Consider the following 26,446-nt stretch of genomic DNA (forward strand, 5'->3'; position numbering starts at 1 on the left):
GGGTAGACGGGCGGTCGCGGCGGGGGCCGGCTCAGCTGTCCGCTTGAACCGGATAGATCAGCGTGCCGTCGGCTTGGGGTTGTGCTCCGGGCGTCATCGTCGCGGCGGGCGTATGGTGCGCGTCCATGATGTGCAGCACGGTTTCGTGGTGCATCAGCAGATAGTCCGTGATGATACGCCGGTGGCAGCGCCACCAGACCGCTTCCGAGCACATGATCGCGCAGCGCTGCCGATGGCCGCGCGCCAGAAGCTGCTGCAGCCCTTCGTCGAATGCGTCGCTCATCGCATAGTCCGCGTAATTGCGAAACGCCGGGTGCGTCCAGTACGCGTTCGGCGACGGTGCGTCGTCGCGGCGCTTGCCGCGGCGTCCGCCCAGGGTCGCGAGATGCACGTAGTCGATCTGATGCGGCGCGAGCGCCGCGGGCAGCGTGTCGCGATTGAACTGCGGATTGGTCCGCGAGCGCGGAATGCTGCGCACGTCGACGAGCAACGCAATCTCCGAGCCCTTCAGCAATTCGATGAATTCCTGCAACGGCCGGGTCGAATGACCGATCGTGAAAAAAGGGCTTTTGATAATGGCCTCACCGCTACAAAACCGCTTCCGCGACCAGCTGCAACGCGGGCGCGAGCTTTAGATACATCTCCGGCCGTTCGAGCGCGTAGCTGAGGTTGCGTTGCGCAATCTGTACGTGTTCGGTGGCCAGCGACTGAGCGCGCGCGCCTTCGCCGTGCTCCATCGCGTGAACGAGGCTGTGGTGCTGCTGATGCGCGATGAAGAGCCACTGACGTCCTTCCTCGATCGCCGATTGCATCGGCAGCATCGCGCTCGCGGCGGCGAACGGCAGCCGGTTGTTCATGTCGATCGCGCGGATCAGCGCCGCATTGCCCGAGCCTTCGACGATCAGCTTATGGAAGCGGTTGTTCATGTCGGTGTACGCGGCATAGTCGTCGAGATCCAGTTCGGATTTCGCCAGCAGCCGGTCGCCGGCGCGCAGACATTCGCCGAATGCGTTGGAAAGCTGGCGCGGCACGCCATGCTCGGCGACGAGGCGCGCGGCCATCCCTTCCAGATGTCCACGCACGGCGATCGCGTCGGCGATCTCCGCTGACGTGATGCGCCGCATCACATAGCCGCCGGCGGGTAACGGTTCGACCAGCCCTTCCTGTTCGAGCGTCGCGAGCGCGAGCCGCACCGGCGTTCGGGAAGCCTGTAGCCGTTCGGCCAGAGCGACTTCGCCAAGACGCTCGCCCGGCGCGAATTCGCCCTTCAGTATCAGGTCGCGCAGATAGACGAGTACGCGTTCTTGCTGCGATTCCATTTCTTTCTCCGGGGACGGGGTGGGGCCAGCACCTTGGGTCTGGCTGTTCACGATTGTAGATCACGCGCGAGGAAGCGGCGGTCATTGCATTCGAACCCTCGACTCGGTGTACTGCCTTGTATGCAGCGACGGACAACCGCGCGCGATGAGACGAAATGTCGATACCAGGTAAACTCCTGTGTCGAGGCGGGTAAATCCAAATAATCAAGGCGTTATATCGATTACGTCACGGTTCTTGGCGTCTGCGACATAACGCGGGTGTGCAGCGCGCTGCATACAGCACTTGAGGCTCTGAATTCTTTAGCCTATTATCCGTACTCAACGGCCGCCAACTTGCATACAGCGAAGCGGCGAATGCATCCACGCCAACCGGAGACAGGCCATGATGAATTCCCAGCACAACGAGACGATTACCCGCGTCGGCAAGGGCACGCCGGCCGGCGAACTGCTACGCAACTACTGGCAGCCGGTGGCGTTGCTCGACGAACTGCCCGCTGAGCGGCCAGTGCGGGCGGTGCGGCTGATGGGCCAGGATTTCGTCGTGTTCAAGGACGAACAGGGCCGTTACGGCATGCTCGATCGCGACTGTCCGCACCGCGGCGCCGACCTCGCGGCGGGCCGTCTCGAAGCGGGCGGGCTGCGCTGCGCGTTTCATGGCTGGCTGTTCGATGTCAATGGGCAGTGTCTGTCTACACCGGGCGAACCGGTCGGCAGCACGCTGTGCAACAAGGTCAGGCAAAGCGCCTATCCGGTCGTCGAGCGCAGCGGCATCCTGTTCGCGTATATCGGCAAAGGCGAACCGCCCGCGTTCCCCAACTTCGACTGCTTTGCGGCACCGAACGAATACACGTTCGCGTTCAAGGGGCTGTTCGAGTGCAACTGGCTGCAGGCGCTCGAAGTCGGCATCGATCCCGCTCACGCGTCGTTCCTGCATCGCTTCTTCGAAGACGAAGACGTCAGCGATAGCTACGGCAAGCAGTTTCGCGGCGCATCGGCGGACTCGGACATGCCGATCACGAAGGTGCTGCGCGAGTTCGAATCGCCGGAAATTCTCGTCAGTCCGGCCGACTACGGTTTGCGTCTGATCGCGAAACGCCCGCTGGACGACACGCAAACGCACGTGCGCGTTACCAACGTGGTGTTTCCGCAGGCGTTCGTGATTCCGATGAGCGCGGAGATGACGATCACCCAATGGCATGTGCCCGTCGACGACGAAAACTGCTACTGGTTCGCGATTTTCACGAGCTTCGGCGCGCCGACCAACAAGGCGCAGATGCGCGCGCAACGGCTGGAACTGTACGAACTCCCCGACTACACCTCGCGCAAGAACCGGCGCAACAACTACGGCTTCGACGCACGCGAACAGCTGAACGAGACGTACACGGGGATGGGTTTCGACATCAACGTGCACGATCAGTGGGCCGTCGAATCGCAGGGGCCGATCCAGGACCGCACGCGCGAACATCTCGGCACGACGGACAAGGGCATCATCGCGTTCCGGCGGCTGTTGCTGGATGCGATCGACAAGACCCGGGCGGGCGAGAAGACGCTGATGATGATCGACGCGCAGCAGGCCGCGCATCTGACGGGCCCCGCGTCGATCGACGGCATCGGCCCGGCGCACGGCTGGGACGACTACTGGAAGGCTTCCGACGAGAAGCGCCGCGCGGCCGCGCCGTGGCCCGCGCCGAAGGTTTGAGCACGCATCCCGCAACCTGAATGGAGCGCGCGGCGCGTCGAGCCGCGCGAATCGACATGTCTTTCGTAGAAAACCACGGTTTGTGGACGGATGCGCAGCACACCGCGTACGCGGATCTGCTCGAGCGGCTGAAACAGCACGACATCCAGGTCGTGCGGTTTTCATTCCCGGATCAACACGGCCTGCTGCGCGGCAAGACGCTCGTCGTCGCTGAGGCGATCAACGCGTTCAAGTCCGGGGTGACGCTGACCAGCACGCTGTTCGCCAAGGACACGTCGCATCGCACGGTGTTTCCGGTGTTCACGACGGGCGGCGGCTTCCATATGCCCGAGATGCAGGGCGCCTGCGACACGCTGATGGTCGCGGACCCCGAAACCTTCCGCATCCTGCCGTGGGCGCCGCATAGCGGCTGGGTGCTGTGCGACGTCTACTTCGCGAACGGGCGGCAGGTGCCGTTCGGCACCCGTCACCTGTTTCGCCGCGCGCTCGATCAGCTCGCCAATCACGGCTTCGAATTCATGTCGGGGCTGGAAGTGGAGTTTCATGTGTTCAAGGTGACCGACCCGCACATGAAGCCCGAGCACTCCGGACAGCCCGGCTTGCCGCCCGAGGTCGAACTGCTGTCGCACGGCTACCAGTACCTGACCGAGCTGCGTTACGACGCCGTCGATCACGTGATGGAGATGTTGCGGCGGGGCATCGATGGACTCGATCTGCAGGTGCGCTCGCTCGAAGTCGAGTACGGGCCGAGCCAGTTCGAATTCACGTTCGCGCCGGCCAAAGGCATTCGCAGCGCCGACGACATGATCCTGTTTCGCAGCGCAGTCAAGCAGATCTGTCAGCGCAACGGCTACCACGCGACCTTTATGTGCCGCCCGCGCATTCCGAATGTCGTATCGAGCGGATGGCATCTGCATCAGTCGCTGATCAACGTCAGCGATGGCGGCAACGCGTTCATGCCGGCCGACCACACCGCGTCGCTTTCCGCAACGGGTCAGCACTATCTGGCGGGCCTGCTGGCGCATGCGAAGGGCGCGACGGCGCTGTCGACGCCGACCATCAACGGCTATCGACGCTATCGCCCGTATTCGAACGCGCCCGACCGCGCGATCTGGGGATGCGACAACCGCGGCGTGATGCTGCGCGTGCTGGGCGGTGCGAACGATCCGGCCACGCGCGTCGAGAACCGCGTCGGCGAGCCGACCGCCAATCCGTATCTGTATTTCGGCTCGCAGGTGCTGTCGGGTCTGGACGGTTTGCGTCGCAAGCTGGCGCTGCCGCCTTCGGCCGACACGCCCTACGAAACCCGCGCCGAAGCGTTGCCGCGCTCGCTCGCCGATGCGATCGACGCGCTGCGTGCCGACGAATGTCTGCGCGAAGGTTTCGGCAGTGCTTTCGTCGATTACTTTTGCGAGCTGAAGGAAGCGGAAATCAACCGCTTCAATCTGGAAGTCACCGAGTGGGAACACCGGGAGTATTTCGAAACGTTCTGATGGTGTTCCCATCGTCAAGGAGAGAAGTCATGCCTATCGTCACCTACATTCTGCGCGACGGCGAGCGCCGCGAAATCGACGTGCCCGTCGGCACCAGCGTGATGGAAGCGGCGATTCAACACAACGTGCGCGGTATCGACGCGGAATGCGGCGGGTGCCTGTCGTGCGCGACCTGCCATGTGTATGTCGACGCGACGTCGACTGCGGAGCTTGCGCCGCCCGACGACTCGGAGCTCGAACTGCTCGATGGCGTAGCCACCGAACGGCGGCCTGAAAGCCGGCTCAGTTGCCAGCTGGTGGTGGTTGCCGCGATGGACGGCCTCGTCGTCCAGATTCCGGCAAGGCAGGGCTGACATCATGAAACGCACGCTTGTGACTATCGGCGCGTCGTACGCGGGTGTGCAACTGGCGGCATCCGCGCGCGAACTCGGATTCGACGGTTCGATCCTGTTGCTCGGCGACGAGCCGGACGCACCGTACCAACGGCCGCCGCTGTCGAAGGGATTTCTGACCGGCAGTGTCGCGGCGGAGCGTCTGCCGCTGCGCGCGCAGGCATTCTTCGACGAGGAACGAATTCAATGGATGCCTTCGACGCGCGCCGTCGCGATCGATCGCGAACGGCGGCAAGTCGAGCTCCACGACGGCACGCGCGTCGACTATGACCACCTCGCGCTGACCACCGGCGCGCGAGTGCGCAAGCTCGATTGTCCGGGCGCGACGCTCGCCGCGGTTCACTACCTTCGCGACTTGCGCGATGCCAGGCGGCTCGCCGACACCGCGCGCAGTGCGCGGCGCGCGGTGGTGATCGGCGGTGGCTATATCGGACTCGAAGCGGCGGCGTCGCTGCGTCAGAAGGGCGTCGACGTGAGCGTCGTCGAGACCGAGCAGCGGCTGCTCGCGCGGGTCGCGTCGCCATGGGTTTCCGACTTCATATTGCAGGCGCACAGGGAACACGGCGTGCGCTTCGAATTCGGGCGCAAAGTAGTGCGCCTGCGCGACACGCACGACATGCACGACATGGTTTCAGTCGAACTCGAAGACGGCACGTGTCTGCTTTGCGATCTGGTGGTCGTCGGCATTGGTGTGATTCCTAACACCGAACTCGCGGCCGACTGTGGATTGAAGGTCGCGGGCGGTATCGCCGTCGATACGTGCGCGCGCACCAGCGATCCGTCGATCGTCGCGGCCGGCGATTGCGCGTCGTTCGTCCCGCATTGGGCGCCCGAAGGTGCGCCCGCATGCCGGATCGAATCAGTGCAGAACGCGAACGACATGGCCAGGAAAGCCGCTTCGACGCTGGTCGGACGCGCCGAACCGTATCGCGCGTTGCCGTGGTTCTGGTCGGATCAGTACGACCTGAAGCTGCAAATGGCGGGCGTGAACGCGGGTTTCACCGGCTTTGCGGTGCGCGGCCGTGTCGAGGAAAGGAAGTTCTCGCTGTTCTACTTCCGCGATGACATGCTGATTGCCGTCGACAGTATCAACCGGCCGCAAGACCATATGCTCGCCCGCAAGCTGCTCGCCAACCGCGTGCGGATCTCGGCGCAGCAGGCCGGCGATCCGGCGTTCGATCTCAAGGTACTCGCGAATCGAAGCGAAGCGGTTGCGCCGCGAACTGCATGACGCACGCCGTTCCGGTATGCGACCCGTGATTCGCCGACGGCCGTGTTTGGCCTGCGCGAACGATAGCGATCAAAGGAGGTAAGACCATGTCAGCCGATCGTATCGATCTCAATCTGCTGCGCGTATTCGATGCGATTTTCGAGGACGGCAATCTCGCGCTCGCAGGCAAGCGTCTGAACCTCAGTCAGTCCGCGATCAGTCACGCGCTCGCGCGTCTGCGCGACACAGTCGACGACGATCTTTTCGTGCGCACCGGAAAAGGGATGGAGCCGACCGTGCGCGCGATCGAGATGGCCGCGCCGGTGCGCGCCGCGCTTCAGCAGATCAGGGCAGCGTTGGGCGTCGACCGGTTCGAGCCGGGTGTCGCGCAGCGCAAGTTCGTGGTGGCCGCCAACGACTACGTCACCGCGCTCGTCCTGGGGCGGCTCAGTCAGCGCCTGCGGGCCGAAGCGCCGCTGGTGGATCTGGTCGTGCGGCCATCGACGCGGCTCGATCTCGCGGGGCAAATCGATGTCGGCAGGATCGATCTCGCGATCGGCATCTTCGCCGACGTGCCGCCGCGCTTCCGTTCGACCCGGCTATGGGAACAGTCGGACGTGCTGCTTCTGAACCGCGAGCATCCGCTCGCCGATCGCGCTGTTACGCGCGACGATCTGCTCACGTATCCGCTGGTGGCAATCTCACAGGGTGGTGAGGAAGAGGGCGCGGTGAGCGGCTTTATCGTCGAACGTGGCCTTGCGCGGCAATCCGAGATGTTCGATCGTGCCGCGCTTGATCGCGCGTTCGCCGACGCGGCCGAGGTGCCGCGCATGCGCATGGCCGTCGCGCATTCGCTCGTGATCCCGGCGCTGCTGCGTCATAGCGATATGCTGGCGCTGGTTCCGTCGTCGCTGGGCCGCGAACTCGAGCGCTACGGCGAGCTGAAAATGCACGCGACGCCGTATGACTGTCCGAACGTGGCGGTGCTTGCGGTCTGGCACGAACGCAACGACGCCGACCCGGCGCTGCAGTGGCTCAGGCAGCAACTTGCCGATGTCGCGCGACAGGTTCGAACCTGCTGAGCCGGCCGCTGATCAATGGGTCGTCGGCCTGACGTCGTAAGAGATGCGTCCCGCCGGCAGAAAGAACAGTGCGATCACCGCACCGCCTTTGGTTTCCGGAAAATGGTGGCTCCCCGGCGCCGGCGCGGTCCATCCTCCGTAGCACCAGCCATTCGGACCCGCGAGCGCGGCGCCTTCGTCGAGCGGCACGACCATATTGAATTCGCCATAGGGATGCGAGTGATAGTCGCCACGGAAGCTGTTTTCCGGGTTGTTTTGCGTGTTGGCGGTGCTGTCCATCAGGACCGCGGTGATGCTGAAGAAGAAGGTTTTCGCGCACGGTGCGACGAGACGCGCGCGTCGGTATTGCGGGCCGGCGATTTCGACATCCGCCGCCCAGTCTTCGTCCACGCCGAGCCGGATCAACCGGGCCAGGTTCTTGTACAGCTCGCTGTCGACGCCATACCGGCTATTGAGCCACTGCTCGACTTCAGTGCCCGTGGTCATGTCCTTGATCTCTTCGAGAAACGGCAGACAGTAAGCGACGAGTTGATCTTTGCTGCTGATGGTGTCTGCTGACGACATGGCGGCTTCTCCCTGAACCTGAACGTTGCATTCACGATGCCATAGCGCGCGTCGCCAAAGAAGCGTATTTCCTGCACTACCGGATTGCATACGGTTCATGCGCGCGGTGGAGCCAACGCGCGCCGCGTCATTCGACGATTCAAATCGTTCAATACCTGAATGAAAACATTTCACTGCCCAGCCGCGCTCGATCGACGACAGCGATGTCATCGCTATTTCAGTGGTTTCTTCCACGAAGCGTCGACGAGGGGCAATAACGAGTGCCTCGTTCGCGAGGATCTGAGTGGCAAGTACTTCTCGCAGTTTTCTCGCCGGCCACTGTGCTTTGATGGCTTCGGGGTTTCCCTGTTGTCGGGTCGATTGCTCATCCTTAATGTCGTTGCCATCGCTCATTGCCATGTATCGGCGCCGTACTCACAGGGCGCGACCAATCGAAATCGACCTATGAAAAACGACCGATCCACTCATCCGGATGCGCGTATCGTTGACGCGGTAATCCGTTCGCGCCGCGCTGTCAGAGCCTTCAAGCAACATGCTATTGCGCGCGACGTGGTCGAGCAGATTCTCGACGTGGCGCGCAGCGCGCCCAGTAATGCGAACACGCAGCCCTGGCGGGTCGATGTGCTTGCCGGGCGAGACAAGTGCGCTCTGAGTCACGCACTGCGCTGTGCGCACGAGCAGGACCTGCATGCGCCGCTCAAGTACCTGCCGGACCTGTTGCCCTATGCGCTGAGGACCAGGCGGGAGTCGTTCGGCGCGACCTATTACGGCGCGCTCGGTGTGCAGAAGCAGGATCTGCTACAGCGCGCACGCGTGACCGCGAGAAACTTCGACTTCTTTGGCGCCCCTGTCGGGCTGATTTTCTCGATCGACTCGACGTTGACGAAGTTCAGCTGGCTCGATTACGGCATCTTCCTTCAGACGGTCATGGTTGCCGCACGAGCGGTCGGTCTCGATACGTGTGCGCAGGTGTCGTTTGCGCGATTTCAGAATGTCATCGCGGAGCACCTCGAGCTTCCGCCGGAATTCGAGGTGGTGTGTGGGATGAGTCTGGGATTGTCCGATTGCGATTCACCCGTTGGCAGCCTGGACATGGAGCCTGAGCCGGTGCAAAACTTTGCGCGGTTCCGGGGTTTCGAGTCGTAGTCGCAAGTGTGTTGGGCTAGCTCGGCGGGCGATTAGTGCCCCAGCTGCGCATGTGTTTCGCGCGGCACCGTGCGTACCGCCAGATCGCCCGGCATGCCCATGCGTTCGTACCAAAGTTCGACGAAGCCGAGAGAGGCCGGTGACAGCGTGTGTTCAGCGGGCGTAATCAGTTGAATATCGCGCGGCACCGCCGGTTGTTCGATACGCCGCGCGGTCAGCTTGTGGTAGGCGCGCGAATCGAGCAACACGGCGGGCAGTACCGCCACGCCGAGATTGGCCGACGCGAACGACAGCGCGGTCGACAGATACGACACTTCGTACGCGGGCTTCATGCGGTCGCCGCGTTCGCGCAGCGCGGCATCGATCAGGTCGCGAATGCCATTGCCTTGCTTGACGGTGATGCACGGCAGCTTCAGCACATCGTCCCAGGTCACGCGATGCTGGCGCGCGAGCGGCGAATCGGCCAGACAGATCGCGCTGATATGGTCGCGCGTCAGACATTGAAGCTCGATGCCCTCCGGTTTGCTGCCGAGCGTGCCGATGCTGAATTCCACTTCCTCGCTGAGCACGGGCACCGTCAGCCGGTCGGGTGCGACGTCCTGCATCGCCACCTCGACGTCCGGATAGCGGATACGGTAATCGGCAAGCAGCGTGGGCAGCACGGCGGCGGCAACCGATGGCGTCGACGCGAAGCTGAGCCGCCCGCGGCTGCGCTCATGAATGCCCCGCGCGCCGGCTTTCAGCACTTCGAGATCGCGCAGCATGCGCTCCGCGGTAGGCAGCATTTCATGCGCGGCCGCGGTGGGGCGCAGCGCTCGCGAAGTCCGATCGAACAGCTTGATGCCAAGCCCATCTTCGAGTTGCCGAAATGAACACTTCTCGCGGATAACGGGACAGCACCTTGCTAAGCGGTGCGCGTGCGGGCTTGCTGAGTCGGGAAAACGCTTCGGTCTCCGGCATCCGGTTTCGGATATAGATACCGATCGGGCCGATCAGCAGGCCCAATACGAACGGCAGCCGCCACGCCCACGATTCCACCGATTCTTTCGAGAACAGATTGCTCAGTACCGCCCCCATCGCGATTGCGATCAGCGCGCCGAGCGCCTGCGCGAACATCTGCCAGCTGCCATAGAAGCTGCGCCGGCGTTTGGGCGCATATTCGGCCAGCATCGCGGTCGCGGTGCCGAATTCGCCGCCGGCCGAAATGCCCAATTCTGGCCGTCTGCACAAGGAGCCGCGAGCATCCTGCGTGCCGTTGACGGTCATCGCCGCAGCGTCATCGTCGCCCGACGCACAGCCAGTTCGGCTCGTCGTGTCGAGCACGGCGGTTGCTGAGTCAGAACGGAATCGCGTCGCACGGTATGTCCGATGAAAAGGCGCAATTCATTTTTCAGGGAGAGATCGATGATTTACGTCAGAGTCAGAACCGGTGTATGGCTGATAGCGGCAGCCGCAGCCATGGCCGGATGTGCTTCCAACCCGCAGATGCAGGGCAACGGGCCATCCCAAGCCGCTGCGGTCACGCAGTCCAATCCGCTGCCCTCGCCAGACCGCGACTTCGTACAGGCGGCGTCGATGTCGAGTTCGACCGAGATCGATGCGAGCAAGCTGGCTCTTACGCGTTCGAGCGACCCGGACGTGCAGGCGTTTGCCAGACAGATGATTGCCGACCACACGAACCTGACGTTGCAACTGAAGGCGGCAACCATGGGCTCACCGGTAGAAGCGCCAAAAGACAATTCGGACGTGGCGGTAATGAATACGCTTGCGCCATTGTCCGGACCGCAGTTTGACCAGCAATACATCCGGCTCGTAGGCGTCGATGGCCATCGCAAGGCGGTTCAAGCTTTCACCGCCGAGGCGAACGGCGGGCAGGACAGTTCGCTGCGCGCGGTCGCGCAGAAAGGGCTGCCCATCATCCAGGACCATTACGAGATGGCGAAGCAGCTCGCCGCGCAAAAGGGCATCAGCGGCTGACGAGCGATGTCTGGGTTTGGCGGCACTGTCGGCAATCGGGGCTGCCAGCGCGGCACCGGCGAAATGGTGCGCGTCGGGAGCCACCGACAGCAGCTGGATAGCTTCGGTCTCTCTGAAGGATGGACGCCACCCGATGATGGAACGGAGTTTGCACATGACGTAATGACGTTTTGCGTTTCGCGGCCCATCCCGAGAGCCTGACGTCGTCTCAACGTATTGCACAAAGGAAGAGCGAACATGAAGACTGCACCCCCCACCGGCCATACCGAGCAGGACGACAAGGCGAAAGCTCACTCCGGCAAGCCGGCGACGACCAGTAGTAGCAAGCCCGGCAGCGGCCAGGGCGCGGCCAATCATACGAAGGCCGGCAAAAGCCATGGTGCCGGCGGTGGCGCAAAGCAGCGTCACGGCCCGCGTTAGCGCGTTACTTCAACGTTAGCGCCCGGCCACCGTAGCGCCTCGGGGGTTTCTCCGTGGGGCGCCGTCGGCTCCCGGCCGGGCGACAGATCAGCATATGCACGACGATAGCGAACAGTGACTGAAATGAAGCTATTCAATCACCGATCCAAAGGTTCTTCGACAAGTGCGGGACTTTACGTTTCGCCGTTCGAACAGTTTCTGAATCAGTACAAGTCGGCTCATCCTGAGGTCGACAGGCAGCAGATGGAGGGCAGGGCACTTCTTTGGGACAAGCTTCCCGACGCCGATGCGACAACGCAGGAGCCATACGGAGAAGGCCGTTTGCCACAACCCGCGTATGTCTACTACAGCGATGTCGGCTAGACGCCGTTGAAAAAACAGCATGTAAGAGTCGCAATTTTTGAGTGCGCGACTGTGCAGAACGCGTGGCGTGGTCTCGCTAGCGACGTTGCGCTCGGGCACGCGACAGCGAAGCTTCCGTGCAGTCGACCGGTAGTTCGCTGTCGGTGCCGACTTAGCCGGCCCGCGCCTGCGGGCATTCGTTCGTGTACCAGGTATTGACTTGTCGCTGCGCCGCCTCGAGATCCTCCGGATAGAACGGATCAAGGGTCCATTCGGGGTGATAGCCGGCTTTCTCCAGTGCCATTAATTCGCTTAAATTGCGCTCTCGCGTGACCGGCGCCCCGTTCCGGATGTCGGTCAAGTCGCGACATTGTGTAGCGGTGAGATGCGTTTGCCCGCCGGCTTGCATGCCCGCCGTCGTACATCCGGCGAATGCAAGCGCCAGCGCGGCGAGGATCGTCCGCTTGTGAATGGCCATCGTCATGGCGAGTCTCCTTGAAGGGAACCAGCAGACTGGCGCATGGCACGTTCCCGGCGTCGCGGCAGCGGGCCGTCGGAAACCTTTGAGAGTCAACCAAGGGGAGAAAAGCAGGAAGCAGCACGGACGCCGCCTAAGGCATAAGTGCTGATGGCTATTGCTCGTGTGTCGTGGGTTCGAACCGCGTGCCGGATTCCCACCGGCTTCACCGTCCGCCGGAGCGAGGCTCTGCGTGATGCGCTCATACACGCGGCTGACACGCTGTCGTTGGAGCACCGAAGCTTTCAGCCGATCACGAAAGACACCTAGACCGCGATCAGTTTTCTCACGCCATCCGCATCCATATCGACGCCTTGTCCGCCCGCGACGATCTCGCCACGGCTCATCACCCAATACTGGTCGGCGATGTCTTTGGCGAAGTCGTAGTACTGCTCGACCAGCAGCACAGTCATGCCCATTTCCTCGACCAGCTGACGCAGCGTGCGGCCGATATCCTGAATGATCGACGGTTGAATACCTTCGGTGGGTTCATCGAGAATGAGCAACTGCGGATCGCTCATCAGCGCGCGGCCAATCGCGAGTTGCTGCTGTTGCCCGCCCGACAGATCGCCGCCGCGCCGCGTGCGCATCTGCTTGAGAACAGGAAACAACTCATAGATACGATCTGGAATCTTCTTCGACGCCTTTTTGCTGGCCGCACCGACCAGCAGATTCTCTTCGACGCTCAGGCGTGGAAAGATGTCCCGTCCCTGCGGCACGTAGGCGAGGCCTTTTTCCACGCGCGAGTAAGTGGGCAGTTTGGTGATCGGTGTACCCCGCCATTCAATCGAGCCGCTCTTCGTGGGCACCACGCCCATCAGGCAGCGCAACAACGTGGTCTTGCCCACACCGTTACGGCCCAACAGAACGGTGAGCTTGCCATCAGGCACAGTGAGCTTCACATCCCGCAGGATGTGACTGCCACCGTAGTACTGGTTCAGGTTTTCTATTTCGAGCATATCCGTTCGACCCTTCGTTTCACCGGGCGCTTCACCGGCCCAGATAAGACTCGATCACCGTCTCGTCGCGCTTGACGTCATCGAGCGTGCCGTGCGCGAGCACGTGCCCTTCGGCCATCACCGTCACCTTGCCGGTCTTGCCGGACAACGCCGCGACGAACTCCATATCGTGCTCGACGACCAGCATCGAACAGGTTCCGCGCAGATGGTTGAGCAGCTCGGCGAGTTGCATGGTTTCGTCATCGGTCATACCGGCGGCGGGTTCATCGAGCAGCAGCAGCGCGGGCTGTTGCATCAGCAGCATGCCGATCTCGAGGCGCTGCTTCTGCCCATGCGACAACTCACCCGCCAGACGCCGCGCTTCACTCTCGAGCCCGATCAACGCCAGCGTCTGTTCGATCCGCGCCTGCGCGTCGCGATCGAGCCGCGCGCGTAAGGAAGCCCACCAGCTCTTATCGGTCTTCATCGCCAGTTCCAGGTTTTCCCACACCGGATGCTGCTCGAACACCGTGGGCTTCTGGAACTTGCGCCCGATTCCGGCGCGTGCGATCGAAGGCTCGTTCATCCGTGTCAGATCGATCGATTGGCCGAGAAACACGTTGCCGGAGTCCGGCCGGGTCTTGCCGGTGATCACGTCCATCATCGTCGTCTTGCCGGCGCCGTTCGGGCCGATGATGCAACGCAGTTCGCCGGCATCAATGGTCAGCGTCAGTGCGTTCAATGCACGAAAGCCATCGAAACTCACCGTCACGTCTTCGAGGTAGAGAATCGTGCCGTGCGACACATCGATCTCGCCCGGCCTGACGGCGCGCCCCATGCTGGCGACGCCGCTCAACGAGGTTTCAGCGGGTTGTTCGGGTAGAGCCAGATCAGGCACCATCGGGTTTTCGTTCATCGGCGGTTCCTCTTGCGCGTCACGAGTTCGATCAGCCCCATGATGCCGTTGGGCAACAACAGCGGGACCAGCACGAAAATCAGGCCAAGAAAGAACAGCCAGTACTCGGGGAAATTCGCGGTGAAAAAGCTCTTCGCGCCATTCACCGCGAACGCGCCGATGATCGGTCCAATCAACGTGCCGCGACCGCCCACCGCCACCCAGATCGCCATCTCGATCGAGTTGCCGGGCGACATCTCCCCAGGATTGATGATGCCGACCTGCGGTACGTACAGCGCGCCGGCAATGCCGCACAACACCGCCGAAACGGTCCACACGAACAGCTTGTACGCCAACGGACTGTAGCCGAGGAACATCAGACGGGTCTCGCCGTCGCGCACCGCGGTCACCACGCGGCCGAGCTTCGACGTGACGATCGCGCGCGCGCCGAGGAACGCAACGATCAACACCGCGAACGTGATCAGCAGAAGAGCGGTACGCGTGCCCGGGTGCGTGATCGGAAAACCGCCGATACGTTTGAAGTCGGTGAAGCCGTTATTGCCGCCGAAGCCCGTTTCATTGCGAAAGAACAGCAGCATCGCGGCGAAGGTCATCGCCTGCGTGATGATCGACAGATATACGCCCTTCACCCGCGAACGGAACGTGAAGAAGCCGAACACCCATGCCACCACCGCCGGCACCATCACCACCAGCAGTAGCGCGTAGCCCAGATGCTGGGTGCCTTGCCAGTACCACGGCAGTTGGTGCCAGTCCAGAAACACCATGAAGTCGGGCAGGTCGCTGCCGTACTTGCCGTCGTGACCGATCGCGCGCATCAGGTACATGCCGATCGCGTAGCCGCCCAGTGCGAAGAACAGCGCATGTCCGAGGCTCAGGATGCCGCAGTAACCCCACACCAGGTCGAGCGCCAGCGCGGCGATCGCGTAGCACATGAATTTGCCGGCGATGGTCATCGCATACGCGGACAGATGCAGCGCGCTCGTCTCGGGCACGACTAGCGTGGCGAACGGCACGCCGAGCCCGAACGCGATGATCAGCGCGACGAGCGCGAGCCACGCGCGGCGCGACAGCAGCGCCGGACGCGGCGGCAAGCCGAGCGCGAAGCCGGATTGCGCTTCGCGCGGCGCCGCCTGGCCGGCATTGGCGCCCACGTGAGCCGGTGAAGTCGCAGATGTCATGTCATGCCTCCGCGCTGCGGCCCTTCAAGGCGAACATGCCCTGCGGACGCTTCTGAATGAACAGTACGATCAGCACGAGTACCGCGATCTTCGCGAGCACCGCGCCCCAGAACGGTTCGATCGCCTTGCTGACGAGACCCAGGCCGAAGCCGCCGATCACCGTGCCGGCCAGTTGACCGACGCCGCCCAGCACCACCGCCATGAACGAATCGATGATGTAGCTCTGCCCGAGGTCCGGACCGACATTGCCGATCTGCGACAGCGCGCAGCCGCCGAGACCCGCGATGCCCGCGCCGAACGCAAACGCATACGAGTCGACCCGCGCGGTCTTCACGCCGACGCACGCGGCCATCCGCCGGTTCTGCGTGACGGCGCGCACGAACAGTCCGAGCCGGGTCTTCGTGAGCACCGCCCACGCGATGCCGACGACGATCAGCGAAAACGCGAGGATCGCCAGCCGGTTGTACGGCAGGATCAGGTTCGGCAGCACGGTGACGCCGCCGCTCATCCACGACGGGTTGATCACCTGCACGTTCTGCGCGCCGAACAGCATCCGCGTCGCCTGGATCAGGATCAGGCTGACGCCGAAGGTCGTCAGCAAGGTTTCGAGCGGACGTCCATAAAGATGTTTCAGCACCAGCCGTTCGAGCACGATACCGACCAGCCCGGCCGCCGCGAACGAGGCCGGCACCGCGAGCAGCGGGTACCAGTCGAACGCGCCTGGCGCGAAGCGCTGAAACAGGTTCTGCACCACGTAGGTCGCATACGCGCCGATCATCAGGAATTCGCCGTGCGCCATGTTGATCACGCCGATCAGCCCATACGTGATAGCGAGGCCAAGCGCCGCGAGCAACAGCACGCTGCCGAGCGACAGGCCCGCGAACAGCGTGCCGGCAATCTGGCTGCGGCGCTGGATCGAGTCGAGTTCGTCGATGCCGCTTTGCGCGGCGGCGCGCACCCGGTCGTCCGGTTCGTTGAAGGTGCCGTCCGGTTTCTTTGCGACGAGCGGACGCAGCAGTTCGTTCATGTCGAGGTCGTGGCGCGCGGCGACCAGTTGCACCGCTTCGAGACGTTTGGCCGTGTCGGTGTCGTGCAGCGCCGACATCGCCCATAGCGTGTCAAGACGCTTCTTCAACGCCGGATCGGTTTCCCTGGCGCGCGCCGCGTCGACCAGTGGTTTGATCGACGGATCGGGGTTTTGCAGCAACGCGGTGACCGCGGCGTCGCGCGTGGCGAGATCCGGCGAGTCCAGCTGTTGGCCCGACAGCGCACCCGCCACCTTCGAGCGCAGCAGGTTGTTCAGCGTGACCGGTTGCGCGTCGCCGGCGGCGACGGTCTTGCCGGTGACGGCGTCTTTCGCGGTGTCGCCGTCCTGCAGCAGCAGGTTGCCGGAATCGGTCGCGAGCGCGCTGTCATCGGAGAGCGCTTTGAGTACCGCGAGCGATTGCTTGTCGTGATTAGCGATCAGTTTGTCGATCGCCGCGGATTTCGCGTCGAAGTCGTCGCCGGCGAGCGGCGCGACATCAGCCTGGGTGAGCGCGCAGGCAAGGGGACTCACGAGCGCGAGTACGAGCGATAGCAATAACGTTTGGCAATGAATGCGCGAGATCATAGGCGAGTTCAAGCGGACTGCGGGGTGGGCCCGTTGTCGGCGAGCGATGGCGTCTTCGCCATCGCTCATCGCTCAGGAGTTCAGGCGACGCGGCGGCGACGGAGGAAGTCGGGAATCGAACTCACCACATCCGGCTTGCTCGAGTTTCCGGCGATAAACGGACTCCACGGCTGCGCGCGAACCGCGGTCTTGGTGCGCCACACGACGTTGAACTGGCCGTCCGCGCGCACTTCGCCGATCATCACCGGCTTATGCAGATGGTGATTGCCGTCCATCGTCAGCTCGAAGCCGGAAGGCGCGTTGAAGGTCTGGCCGATCATCGCCACACGCACCTTGTCGACGTCGATGCTCTTTGCTTTCTCGACGGCCTGCGCCCACATATGGATGCCGACGAAGGTGGCCTCCATCGGGTCGTTCGTCACGCGCTTGTCGCCGCCGGGCAGATTGTTGTCCTTCACCCACTTGGCAAACATCGCCTTGAATTTGGTGTTCTCCGGGTTGCGCAGCGACATGAAGTAGTTCCACGCCGCGAGGTTGCCAACCAGCGGCTTGGTATCGATGCCGCGCAGTTCTTCTTCGCCGACGGAGAACGCGACCACCGGCACATCCGTCGCCTTCAGCCCCTGGTTGCCCAGTTCCTTATAGAACGGCACGTTCGAATCGCCGTTCACGGTCGAGATCACCGCGGTCTTGCCGCCTTGCGAGAAGGTCTTGATGTTCGCGACGATGGTCTGATAGTCGCTGTGGCCGAACGGCGTGTAGACCTCCTGGATGTCGGTATCCTGCACGCCTTTCGACTTGAGGAACGCGCGCAGGATCTTGTTGGTCGTGCGCGGATACACATAGTCGGTGCCCAGCAGGAAGAAGCGCTTGGCGCCGCCGCCTTCCGCGCTCATCAGGTATTCGGTCGCCGGAATCGCTTGCTGATTCGGCGCGGCACCCGTGTAGAACACGTTGCGCGACATCTCTTCGCCTTCGTACTGCACCGGATAGAACAGCAGACCATTCAGTTCCTCGAACACCGGCAGCACCGACTTGCGCGACACCGACGTCCAGCAGCCGAATACCGCCGCGCACTTTTCCTGCGTGAGCAACTGCCGCGCTTTCTCGGCGAACAGCGGCCAGTTCGACGCCGGGTCGACCACCACCGGCTGCAACTGGCGGCCCATCACGCCACCGCTCTTGTTGATCTCCGCGATGGTCATCAACGCGGTGTCCTTCAGCGACGTTTCGGAGATCGCCATGGTGCCGGACAACGAATGCAGGACGCCTACCTTAATCGGGCCTTTGTCGCCGCTTTGCGCAAAAGCGGAAGGGATCTTGCCCACGACTCCTGCGACCCCGGTTGCCGACGCGACCTTCAGAAACTCACGCTTGTTCATTGATCGTCCTCTGCTATTTAAAGTTGGATATGGTCTTGGATACAAGACGGGTTCACTAATGCAACTTCCAGGCCAATTAGGGATCTGCCCGAACCGCAAGCCTTTACGTCATTCGCACCCGCCAGCGTTGCGGCGGGGCGCGTAATGGCGGTGCGAATGTGACGCTAGGTTGGTGCGTGATGCACGTGCGCGGGGACCGGCACTACGCTTCCTGGTGAGTCGCATAACGCTCGCGCGCGGTGTGCATCATATAAAGCGTGATGCGTTTGACCTCGGCCTGACTTTCCGCAATGTGTTCGCGGATCATCTGCTGCGCAGCCACCGCGTCACCGGAGAAAATCGCCGTGAGAATGGCCGCATGCTCTCCATACGTCGCGGCGATACGCGGCTGCTTGGTGAAGTCCAGCCGACGGATGATGCGGATGCGCTCAGTCACCTCTTCGTGAATCCGCGCCATCTCGTTGTTGCCTACCGCGGCGACGAGACGCGCGTGGAACGCTTCGTCAAGCGATGCGACGGTGGCGGGATCATCCAGTTGCTTTTGCGCAGGAACGCACCAGATCTCACGTAGCACGTCGAGACGCGACGCGAGATCCAGCTCGACGATCTTCGCGATCGCCGAGGTTTCCATCATCACGCGCACCTCGTACAAATCCTCGAAGTACTTGAAGTCGAACGCGCGAACCTGCCAGCCGCTCTTGAAGTTGACATCCACATAACCTTCGCGCTGCAACCAGAACAGCGCTTGCCTGACGGGTGTGCGGCTCACCTGCATCCTCGTCGCGATATCGCCTTCGCTGAATTTATCGCCCGGCAAAAGGCGGAAATCGAAGATGTCGGCTTTGAGTCGCGTATAGATTTGTGCGGCCAGGTTGTTCGCGTTCTTTGCCGAGCCGGCCGGCGTCCTGCGGTCCACCATAGGTCATTCCAGGGGCGTGATTGGGTAAGGGCGAAAGGCTATTCCAGCGACACCAGCGGATCGCCGGCACTGATCATCATGCCCGGCTTGCAATGGAACGTTTTTACGATGCCGTCGTGCGGCGCGGCCACGTGAAACTCCATTTTCATCGCCTCGAGAATCAGCAGCGGGTCTCCCGCGCTGACTCGCGAGCCAGCCTCGGCGATCAGCTTCCACACGTTGCCCGTGATATCGGCTGAGACGGTCGAGCCCGACAGTTCCGCGACTTCGATCGGTTCCGCATGCGAATGAGCGGCTACGCCCGCGTTGCTTTCTTCGTTGGCCCAGTGGGCGACTTCCGCATCAAACGCGTGTTTCTGGTTCGCGCGGAAAGTCTCCAGTTCGGGCTGGATGCGATTGAGGAATGCGTTGTATTCGCCCAGGTCGAATACCTCTTCCTCGATTCGCACACTGCTGCGTCCTTCGCGGAAGTCGCTTCGCAGCACGTCCAGTTCGCTTTCGGTGACCGGGTAGAAACGCACCTGATCGAAGAAGCGCAGCAGCCAGGGTTTGCCGTCGACGAACACTTCGTTCTTGAGGAACTTGTTCCAGATCGGCAACGTTCGTCCGACCAGCTGATAGCCGCCGGGTGAATCCATCCCGTAAATGCACATGTAGACGCCGCCGATACCGACCGTGCCTTCGGCGGTATAGGTGCGGGCGGGATTGTATTTGGACGTCAGCAGCCGATGCCGTGGATCGACCGGCACCGCGCACGGCGCGCCGAGATAAACGTCGCCGAGGCCCAGCACCATGTAGCTGGTTTCGTAGAGGATGTCGCGCACCTGGTCGCGCGATTGCAGACCGTTGATGCGCCGCATGAATTCGGTATTGCTCGGCAACCACGGCGCGGTGTCCTTGACCGATTGACGGTAGCGCGCGACGGCGTCGAGCGTGGCGGAGTCTTCGTAAGCCATCGGCAGATAGACGACGCGGCTGGGCACCTTCATCGTTGCGATACCGGTGAGCGTCGCGTCGGTCGCGGCGAGGGCCTCGACCAACGCACGCTGGCCGATCACGCGCGAGTCGTAACGCACCTGCAACGAGCGTACGCCCGGCGAGAGTTCGAGCACGCCGTCGAGCGCGCTGGCGCGCAACGCTTCCATCAGCGCATGAATCCGGAATCGCAGGTTCAGATCCAGCACGTTCTCGCCGTACTCGATCAGGATGTAGTTATCGCCCGCTTGCCGGAACACGGTCTTCGGACGATCTCCGCTCGCCGGCGCGTCGAACAGGATGGGCGAGCCTCGCTGCATGGAGAACGTCGGCGCCATGGCGGCCGGGACGGTCCAGTCAGCAATGAAACGATCCTGGCTTTGTTCGAGCCGCAGCGCTTCGTCGAACGTCATTTCGCGAAACCGGATCGTGTCGCCGGGCTTGACCTGCCCGACTTTCCACAATTCGGCTTTTGCGATGGTGGCCGCGCACACGAAGCCGCCCAGACTCGGGCCGTCGCGCGTCAGAATCACCGGCATGTCGCCCGTGAAGTTGATGCTGCCGATCGCGTACTCGCAATCGTGCACGTTCGACGGATGCAAACCGGCTTCACCGCCATCGGAACGCGTCCACTGCGGCTTCGGACCGTTCAGACGGATACCGAGGCGATTCGAGTTGTAGTGCACCTGCCAATCGCTGGCAAAGAAGGTTTCGATCGATTCAGCCGTGAAGAAGTCGGGCGCGCCGTGCGGCCCGTAGAGCACGCCGATTTCCCAGCTCTTCCCATAAGCGGGGACCAGCGACGCGGGCAGCGGTGACGGGGCGTGCTGTGGAGCGAGGTCGGCCATCGACGCCAGCTGCGTGTCGACGATCGGCAGCACGTCTGAAGGACGCAGCGTGCGGCCTGCATGACCGCCGAATTGACCGAGCGCGAAGGTCGAGCGGCTGCCGAGATACAAGGGCACGTCGAGGCCGTTGCGTATCGCCACGTAGGTCCGGCAGCCGCTCGTCGCCTTGCCGACGCGCAGTGTCTGGCCGGCCTTGACTTCGAGCGGCGCCCAGAAGACGAGCGGCGTGCCGTCGAGGTCGCCGTCGGTCGGCGCGCCGGTCAGCGCGACGACGGTGTCGCGATGAAAACGCAAGGTCGGACCGAGCACGGTCGTTTCGATCCCGGCCGCGTGGCTCGCATTACCGACGATGCGATTCGCGAGGCGGAAAGCCCAGTCATCCATCGGACCGGACGGCGGCACGCCGATGTCCCAGTAGCCGGTCCGGCCGGGATAATCCTGCACCGTGGTATAGGTGCCCGCGTCGATGACTTCGACGACGTTCGGCCGATAGGTGAAGCCGTCCAGATAGCGTGTCGAGACATCGCCCGACGCAAAGCCGTCGCTGGCGACGACTTTGCGCAGATAGTCGAGATTCGTCGCGATGCCGGACAGACGCGTCGCTTCCAGCGCGCGCGTCATCGCCGCGATCGCCGCGGCGCGATCGTCGGCATGCACGATCAGTTTCGCGATCATCGGATCGTAGTGCGGCGATACTTCGGTGCCGGTCTCGACCCAGCTGTCGACGCGCACGTCTTCAGGGAAAGCGACCTCGGTCAGCGTGCCGGGGCTCGGCGCAAAATTGAGCAGCGCGTTTTCCGCGTAGATGCGCACTTCGATGGACGCCCCTTTGGGCACGATTTCGCGATCAAAGACAGGCGGCTCGCCGGCCGCCGTGAGAATCATCCACTCGACGAGATCGATACCGGTCACGCATTCGGTGATCGCATGCTCGACCTGCAGGCGGGTGTTGACCTCAAGAAAATAGAACTCTTGCTTCGCCGCGTCGTAGATGAACTCGACCGTCCCCGCGGACCGGTAAGCGACGGAGCGGCCCAGGCTTTCGGCGGCGGCCAGCAGCCGCCGCCTGACGGCGTCAGGCAGATTCGGCGCGGGGGTTTCCTCGACGACCTTCTGGTTGCGCCGCTGTAGCGAGCAGTCCCGCTCGCCGAGCGCGATCACGTCGCCCCGGCCGTCGCCGAAGATCTGCACCTCGACATGGCGCGCGCGATCGACAAAGCGTTCGACGAACACGCCACCGTTCGCGAAGAACGATTGCCCGAGCCGTTGCACCGACTCGAAGGCCGCGGCGAGCGCCGCTTCGTCGTCGCAGCGGGTCAGACCGATGCCGCCGCCGCCGGCGGTGCTTTTCAGCATCACCGGGTAGCCGATCGCATCAGCCGCTTCGCGCGCGGCGTCGAGGTCGGCCAGCAATCCCGAGCCTGGCGTAAGCGGAACACCCGCTTGCTCGGCCAGTTCGCGAGCGGCATGCTTCAGACCGAACTGCTCCATCTGCTGCGAGGTCGGGCCGACGAACGCAATGCCTTCGGCTTCGCAGCGTGCGGCGAACTCCGCGTTTTCCGACAGAAAGCCGTAGCCTGGAATGATCGCCTGCGCGCCGGTCTGCTTGGCCGCGGCGATGATCAGGTCGCCGCGCAGATAACTTTCCGCCGCGGCGTTGCCGCCCAATGCGACTGCGACGTCGGCTGCACGAACGTGCAGGCTGTTGCGATCGGCGTCGGAATACACCGCCACCGATCGGATATTCATGTGCTTGAGCGTGCGCGCGATGCGACAAGCGATCTCGCCGCGATTGGCGATCAGTACCGTATCGAACATGACAACCTCGGGATCAGGAATGGGAGGGCGCGGCGGCCGCGCGCTGGCTGGCGAGCCAGGCAGCCCAGCCACCCAGTTCGGTGATGTCGCGCGCGCCGTGCAGTCCATACGGCTCGCAAATGAAGCCCTTCACCTGTCGCCCGTCGGCGAGCGTGACGGTGCCGATGCCTAGCGGTGCGGGAACACCGGCGACGAACGAGCCGAAGGCTGTCGCGGGCACGTCCCACAGTTCAAGCTGGATGGGCGCGCCGCTGTCCGAGCGCAACAAGCCCGGTTTGGGCGGCGTCGTATTGGCCAGCGCAAACAGGCGATAGTCGGCGGAGGTCGTCGTGCTCTCGACGAAACGCGCGTCGCGGCTGGTCAGTTCGTGATTGAGCGGCATGCCACGCAGATGCGCGCCTACCACGGCGACACGGATCATGTCGGCTGCGTCGCCGCCAGCGGCGAGCGGCGCGGTGCCGGGCACGAGCGGCAATCCCGTCGCGCCGCGCGATAGTCCAGTTGCTTGATGCCATTGCGCGGCGAAGCGCGCGAGCGCGCGCTCCCGCCACGCGTCGCCGATCAACGTGATGCCGAACGGCAAACCGTCTTCGCGAATATTCGCGGGAACCGCGATCGCGCTCCAGTCGAGCAGGTTGACGAAGTTGGTGTACTTGCCGAGATTGCTGTTCAGCCGTACCGGGTCGGCCAGCACCTCAGCGATCCGGTAGTGCGTCGGCGCAGTCGGTACGAGCAGCGCATCGAACTGCGACAGCACCGCGTCGGCACGGCGCTTCAGATCGGCCAGGCGGTAGATCGAGTCGAATGTATCGGCCGCCGAAAATTCTTTCGCCTTGAAGATGATGTTGCGGACCACCGGATGAATGTCGGCTTCGTGCGTGCCGGCAAACTCGCGGATCGCGGCGAAACGTTCGGCGACCCATGCGCCGTCGTAAAGCAGCGCGGTGACATCGTCGAACACGGAAAAGTCGATCGGCACACAGGTCGCGCCGCGTGCTTCGATGTGTTGGACGGCCGTCCTGAACGCCTGCTCGGCGAGTGCGTCGCCGAAGAATTCCGGTGCCGCGGGAATGGCGAAGCGCGGGGCCGCGGGAACGTTCCAGGCGAGCGCATCGGCGGGCGCGCGGCGTGACAGGCCGTCGGTCAGATCGAGCGCGGCAGCAATGTCGTACACCAGCGCGGCATCGTCGACGGTGGTCGCGAACACCGACACGCAGTCCAGCGTGCGGCACGCCGGCACGACCCCGCTGTTGCTGAGCGCGCCGCGCGTGGGTTTCAACCCGACGATGTTGTTCAGGCCGGCCGGCACGCGTCCCGAGCCTGCGGTATCGGTGCCGAGCGAAAACGGTACGATGCCCCGCGCGACTACTGATGCGGAACCCGAGCTGGAACCGCCGGAGATGTAGTCGGGATCGAAAGCGTTAGTCGGTATGCCGTACGGCGAACGCACGCCCACGAGTCCCGTGGCGAACTGGTCGAGGTTGGTCTTGCCGATGACGATCGCACCCGCGTCGGTCAGCCGCTGAATGACCGTTGCGTTGTGATCGGGCGCGTAGGCGAATGCCGGGCATCCCGCGGTAGTGGTGAAGCCGGCCGCGTCGATGTTGTCCTTCGCGGCGAATGGAATGCCGTAGAGCGGCAGCCTGGTCAGATCGCCGTCAACAGCTGCGAGCTTTTTTTCGAGTCGCGCGAGCTGGGAAGCAAGCGTCGTATGCGTCGCTACCGATATCCACGCGGGATCCGACTGCGGCAGGTCGCCAACAAGCTCGTTGAGTAACTTTGCGGGCGTGGCGCCACCCCGGTACGCGTTCTGCCAGTCTGCAATCGTCCATCCGCGCATCTCGTATTTCCTCTTGTGTACAAGTTTTCAAAAACCGTACTCAAGAGTCATGCCATGTTGGCGACAACGGCGGGAAGTCCTTGGCCGACCGCGGTTGTGGTCTTTATCGACGATCCATTCGGGCGCGGCAAGCATGCACACGTCTGGCGCAGCGTGCGCAACCGTTGGGCTTGCGCGTTTGCATTGGTGCGTGCTGCTGGCTCAGCGCGTCGCAGCGGGCGCAGACTGCCGCAGTTGTTGCGCGAGCAGGCTAGCGTGTGGCGTCAGTGCGGAGAAGTCGCGCGCGCACAGGTAGAGCCGCCGTGTCGCCCAGGTTTCGGACAGCGGCAGGATCGCGAGATCGCGGCGCAGTGTCCGGGCCAACTCGTGCGAGAGGATCGATATGCCGACGTCCGCTTCGACGTGCATCGCCACGTGTTCGATGTTGCGCAAGCGGATGCGGTAGTCGAGCTGCCGGCCGAGGCGGGATGCATGCTCGCCCAGATGCGTTTCGAGCGCCGAGTCCGCCAGACCCACGACCGGCTCGCCGAGGATATCGGCAAAGGCCACAGCCGAATGTTCAGCCAGACGATGCGCATGGCTGACGATGACCACCAGCTGATCGTCGGCGAGCAGATGGGTTTGCAGCGCGCCCAGATTCGTCGTGTCCGCGACGATACCCAGATCGGCACGGCTGTCCGCCAGCAACTGCACGATGTCGGCGCTAGTCCGCTCGTCGAGATCAATCGAGAGATCGCGATGCGCGGCGAGGAACTGGCAAAGCCGCGGCGGCAGGAACGCGGCCATCGCGGCCGTATTGGAAAGCAGCCTGATACGGCCTTTGAGCCCGGTTGCGTAGGTTCGCAGCTCTCCGCGCATCATTTCGACCTGACCCAGGATCGAACGGGCATGACGGGCCAATGCATCGCCCGCGGCGGTCGGACTCACGCCACGGCGATTGCGTTCCAGTAACGACGCGCCCAACGCGGCTTCCATGTTGGCGATGCGTTCACTGACCGAGGCGAGAGCCAGGTGCATCGTGCGCGCACCTTGTGTCAGGCTGCCGCATTCCACCACGGTCAGGAACAGGCGCATGTCCGTCAAATCGAAGCGCATCGTCAGTGTTCCTTCGTGTGTTCCTTCGTTCGGATTTTCCGGAGTCTAGCACCGGAATTGCCCAATTGTGCCGATCGGGCGTCGCGCCTACCATCACTGACATGGACACGTTTCTTGTGGTTTTTTTCGCGGGAATAATGGCAGGTGCGATGAACGCGCTGGCGGGCGGCGGCTCGTTCGTCAGCTTGCCTGCTTTGATCGCGGCAGGCGTGCCTCCGGTTCTGGCGAATACTTCCAGCACGGTTGCGTTGTTCCCCGGCGGATTGGCAAGCGCATGGGCATATCGCGACGGCCTGCGGCCGGTGGGCTCCGTGTCACTGCGCGCGCTTGTCGCGGCGACGCTATGCGGCGGCTTCACCGGTGCACTGCTGTTGCTGCGCACGTCATCGGCGGCATTCACGTTCGTGCTGCCGTGGCTGTTGCTGGTCGCGTCTATCGCACTCGCGTTCGGGCGACGCATTGGCAACGCGTTGCGCGCGCGCTGGCAGATTCACGCGCACGCGGTACTGGTGGTCCAGTTTGCGCTGGGTGTCTATGGCGGATACTTTGGCGGCGCGGTCGGCATCATGATGATCGCGATGTGGGGATTGCTCGAGAACTGCGACGTCAAGCAGCTCAACGCGCCGCGTACGCTGTTGGTCAGCACGGCCAATGTCGCGGCGGTGCTCGCGTTTATCGTGGCCAATGCGGTGCGCTGGCCGGAGACGCTGCTCATGCTGATGGGCGCAATCGCGGGCAGCTATTTTGGCGCCCGTGTCGGGCGG

Annotated in this window: 25 protein-coding genes; 10 read left to right on the forward strand and 15 right to left on the reverse strand. The window is 63.2% G+C overall.

What is annotated here, in order from left to right:
* Positions 1-31 precede the first annotated feature (31 nt).
* A complete protein-coding gene (locus tag VGH68_RS23475; RefSeq protein ID WP_331606125.1) occupies positions 32-574 on the reverse strand; it encodes a DUF488 domain-containing protein in 543 nt (180 codons plus the stop codon).
* Positions 575-587: 13 nt separating this feature from the next.
* Complete coding sequence (locus VGH68_RS23480) at positions 588-1,319, reverse strand: GntR family transcriptional regulator (RefSeq protein ID WP_331606102.1); 732 nt, start codon at positions 1,317-1,319, stop codon at positions 588-590.
* Positions 1,320-1,701: 382 nt separating this feature from the next.
* On the opposite strand from VGH68_RS23480, the gene VGH68_RS23485 reads away from it, so the two are divergent.
* The 5 genes from VGH68_RS23485 (at position 1,702) to VGH68_RS23505 (ending at position 7,195) form a co-directional block, all read left to right on the forward strand.
* The gene (locus VGH68_RS23485) at positions 1,702-3,018 is read left to right on the forward strand and encodes an aromatic ring-hydroxylating dioxygenase subunit alpha (protein ID WP_331606103.1); all 1,317 of its coding nucleotides are present in this window, start codon (positions 1,702-1,704) and stop codon (positions 3,016-3,018) included.
* A 56-nt stretch (positions 3,019-3,074) separates the two neighbouring features.
* The gene (locus VGH68_RS23490; protein WP_331606104.1) at positions 3,075-4,511 is read left to right on the forward strand and encodes a glutamine synthetase family protein; all 1,437 of its coding nucleotides are present in this window, start codon (positions 3,075-3,077) and stop codon (positions 4,509-4,511) included.
* A gap of 29 nt (positions 4,512-4,540) precedes the next feature.
* Positions 4,541-4,864, forward strand: a complete 324-nt coding sequence (locus VGH68_RS23495; RefSeq protein ID WP_331606105.1) for a 2Fe-2S iron-sulfur cluster-binding protein — start codon at positions 4,541-4,543, stop codon at positions 4,862-4,864.
* 4 nt (positions 4,865-4,868) lie between these two features.
* Positions 4,869-6,134: an NAD(P)/FAD-dependent oxidoreductase gene (locus tag VGH68_RS23500; protein ID WP_331606106.1), complete on the forward strand. Its 1,266-nt coding sequence runs from the start codon at positions 4,869-4,871 to the stop codon at positions 6,132-6,134.
* A gap of 86 nt (positions 6,135-6,220) precedes the next feature.
* Positions 6,221-7,195, forward strand: a complete 975-nt coding sequence (locus VGH68_RS23505) for a LysR substrate-binding domain-containing protein (protein ID WP_331606107.1) — start codon at positions 6,221-6,223, stop codon at positions 7,193-7,195.
* A gap of 12 nt (positions 7,196-7,207) precedes the next feature.
* Here VGH68_RS23505 and VGH68_RS23510 read toward each other — a convergent pair whose 3' ends face one another.
* Positions 7,208-7,759: a DUF4863 family protein gene (locus VGH68_RS23510; RefSeq protein WP_331606126.1), complete on the reverse strand. Its 552-nt coding sequence runs from the start codon at positions 7,757-7,759 to the stop codon at positions 7,208-7,210.
* Between the two features lie 444 nt (positions 7,760-8,203).
* On the opposite strand from VGH68_RS23510, the gene VGH68_RS23515 reads away from it, so the two are divergent.
* The gene (locus tag VGH68_RS23515) at positions 8,204-8,905 is read left to right on the forward strand and encodes a nitroreductase (RefSeq protein WP_331606108.1); all 702 of its coding nucleotides are present in this window, start codon (positions 8,204-8,206) and stop codon (positions 8,903-8,905) included.
* A 32-nt stretch (positions 8,906-8,937) separates the two neighbouring features.
* On the opposite strand, the gene VGH68_RS23520 is transcribed toward VGH68_RS23515, so the two are convergent.
* Both VGH68_RS23520 and VGH68_RS23525 read right to left on the reverse strand, forming a co-directional pair.
* Positions 8,938-9,690 (reverse strand): LysR substrate-binding domain-containing protein, encoded by a 753-nt coding sequence (locus VGH68_RS23520; protein WP_331606109.1) that lies wholly within the window; start codon positions 9,688-9,690, stop codon positions 8,938-8,940.
* A gap of 1 nt (position 9,691) precedes the next feature.
* Positions 9,692-10,228: an MFS transporter gene (locus VGH68_RS23525; RefSeq protein WP_331606110.1), complete on the reverse strand. Its 537-nt coding sequence runs from the start codon at positions 10,226-10,228 to the stop codon at positions 9,692-9,694.
* Between the two features lie 81 nt (positions 10,229-10,309).
* Here VGH68_RS23525 and VGH68_RS23530 point away from each other — a divergent pair, with 81 nt between their 5' ends.
* The 3 genes from VGH68_RS23530 to VGH68_RS23540 all read left to right on the forward strand — a co-directional run bounded on the left by VGH68_RS23530 (position 10,310) and on the right by VGH68_RS23540 (position 11,665).
* Entirely contained in the window at positions 10,310-10,882 is a 573-nt protein-coding gene (locus tag VGH68_RS23530; RefSeq protein ID WP_331606111.1) for a DUF4142 domain-containing protein, read from the forward strand.
* Between the two features lie 237 nt (positions 10,883-11,119).
* A complete protein-coding gene (locus VGH68_RS23535) occupies positions 11,120-11,302 on the forward strand; it encodes a hypothetical protein (RefSeq protein WP_331606112.1) in 183 nt (60 codons plus the stop codon).
* Between the two features lie 123 nt (positions 11,303-11,425).
* Positions 11,426-11,665, forward strand: coding sequence for a DUF3460 family protein (locus VGH68_RS23540; protein WP_331606113.1), 240 nt, complete (start codon positions 11,426-11,428; stop codon positions 11,663-11,665).
* A gap of 151 nt (positions 11,666-11,816) precedes the next feature.
* Here VGH68_RS23540 and VGH68_RS23545 read toward each other — a convergent pair whose 3' ends face one another.
* The 10 genes from VGH68_RS23545 to VGH68_RS23590 form a co-directional block, all read right to left on the reverse strand.
* Complete coding sequence (locus VGH68_RS23545; protein ID WP_331606114.1) at positions 11,817-12,128, reverse strand: DUF4148 domain-containing protein; 312 nt, start codon at positions 12,126-12,128, stop codon at positions 11,817-11,819.
* 299 nt (positions 12,129-12,427) lie between these two features.
* Positions 12,428-13,120 (reverse strand): urea ABC transporter ATP-binding subunit UrtE, encoded by a 693-nt coding sequence (gene urtE, locus VGH68_RS23550; RefSeq protein WP_331606115.1) that lies wholly within the window; start codon positions 13,118-13,120, stop codon positions 12,428-12,430.
* Between the two features lie 31 nt (positions 13,121-13,151).
* A complete protein-coding gene (urtD, locus tag VGH68_RS23555; protein ID WP_331606116.1) occupies positions 13,152-14,015 on the reverse strand; it encodes an urea ABC transporter ATP-binding protein UrtD in 864 nt (287 codons plus the stop codon).
* On the reverse strand, positions 14,012-15,193 hold the full coding sequence (gene urtC, locus VGH68_RS23560) for an urea ABC transporter permease subunit UrtC (RefSeq protein ID WP_331606117.1): 1,182 nt from the start codon (positions 15,191-15,193) through the stop codon (positions 14,012-14,014). Before urtC ends, urtD begins: the two co-directional genes overlap by 4 nt.
* 1 nt (position 15,194) lies before the next feature.
* Positions 15,195-16,805 (reverse strand): urea ABC transporter permease subunit UrtB, encoded by a 1,611-nt coding sequence (urtB, locus tag VGH68_RS23565; RefSeq protein WP_331606118.1) that lies wholly within the window; start codon positions 16,803-16,805, stop codon positions 15,195-15,197.
* Positions 16,806-16,885: 80 nt separating this feature from the next.
* Entirely contained in the window at positions 16,886-18,187 is a 1,302-nt protein-coding gene (urtA, locus tag VGH68_RS23570; RefSeq protein ID WP_331606119.1) for an urea ABC transporter substrate-binding protein, read from the reverse strand.
* 202 nt (positions 18,188-18,389) lie between these two features.
* Positions 18,390-19,106, reverse strand: a complete 717-nt coding sequence (locus VGH68_RS23575) for a GntR family transcriptional regulator (protein ID WP_331606120.1) — start codon at positions 19,104-19,106, stop codon at positions 18,390-18,392.
* Between the two features lie 38 nt (positions 19,107-19,144).
* On the reverse strand, positions 19,145-22,747 hold the full coding sequence (gene uca, locus VGH68_RS23580; RefSeq protein ID WP_331606121.1) for an urea carboxylase: 3,603 nt from the start codon (positions 22,745-22,747) through the stop codon (positions 19,145-19,147).
* Between the two features lie 13 nt (positions 22,748-22,760).
* A complete protein-coding gene (gene atzF / locus VGH68_RS23585; RefSeq protein ID WP_331606122.1) occupies positions 22,761-24,587 on the reverse strand; it encodes an allophanate hydrolase in 1,827 nt (608 codons plus the stop codon).
* 201 nt (positions 24,588-24,788) lie between these two features.
* A complete protein-coding gene (locus VGH68_RS23590) occupies positions 24,789-25,682 on the reverse strand; it encodes a LysR substrate-binding domain-containing protein (protein WP_331606123.1) in 894 nt (297 codons plus the stop codon).
* 101 nt (positions 25,683-25,783) lie between these two features.
* Between VGH68_RS23590 and VGH68_RS23595 the strand changes: the two genes are divergently transcribed.
* The coding region (locus VGH68_RS23595) for a sulfite exporter TauE/SafE family protein (RefSeq protein WP_331606124.1) at positions 25,784-26,446 on the forward strand (663 nt) is incomplete at its 3' end.

The sequence above is a fragment of the Paraburkholderia sp. genome, from assembly GCF_036488505.1.
Classification (GTDB): domain Bacteria; phylum Pseudomonadota; class Gammaproteobacteria; order Burkholderiales; family Burkholderiaceae; genus Paraburkholderia.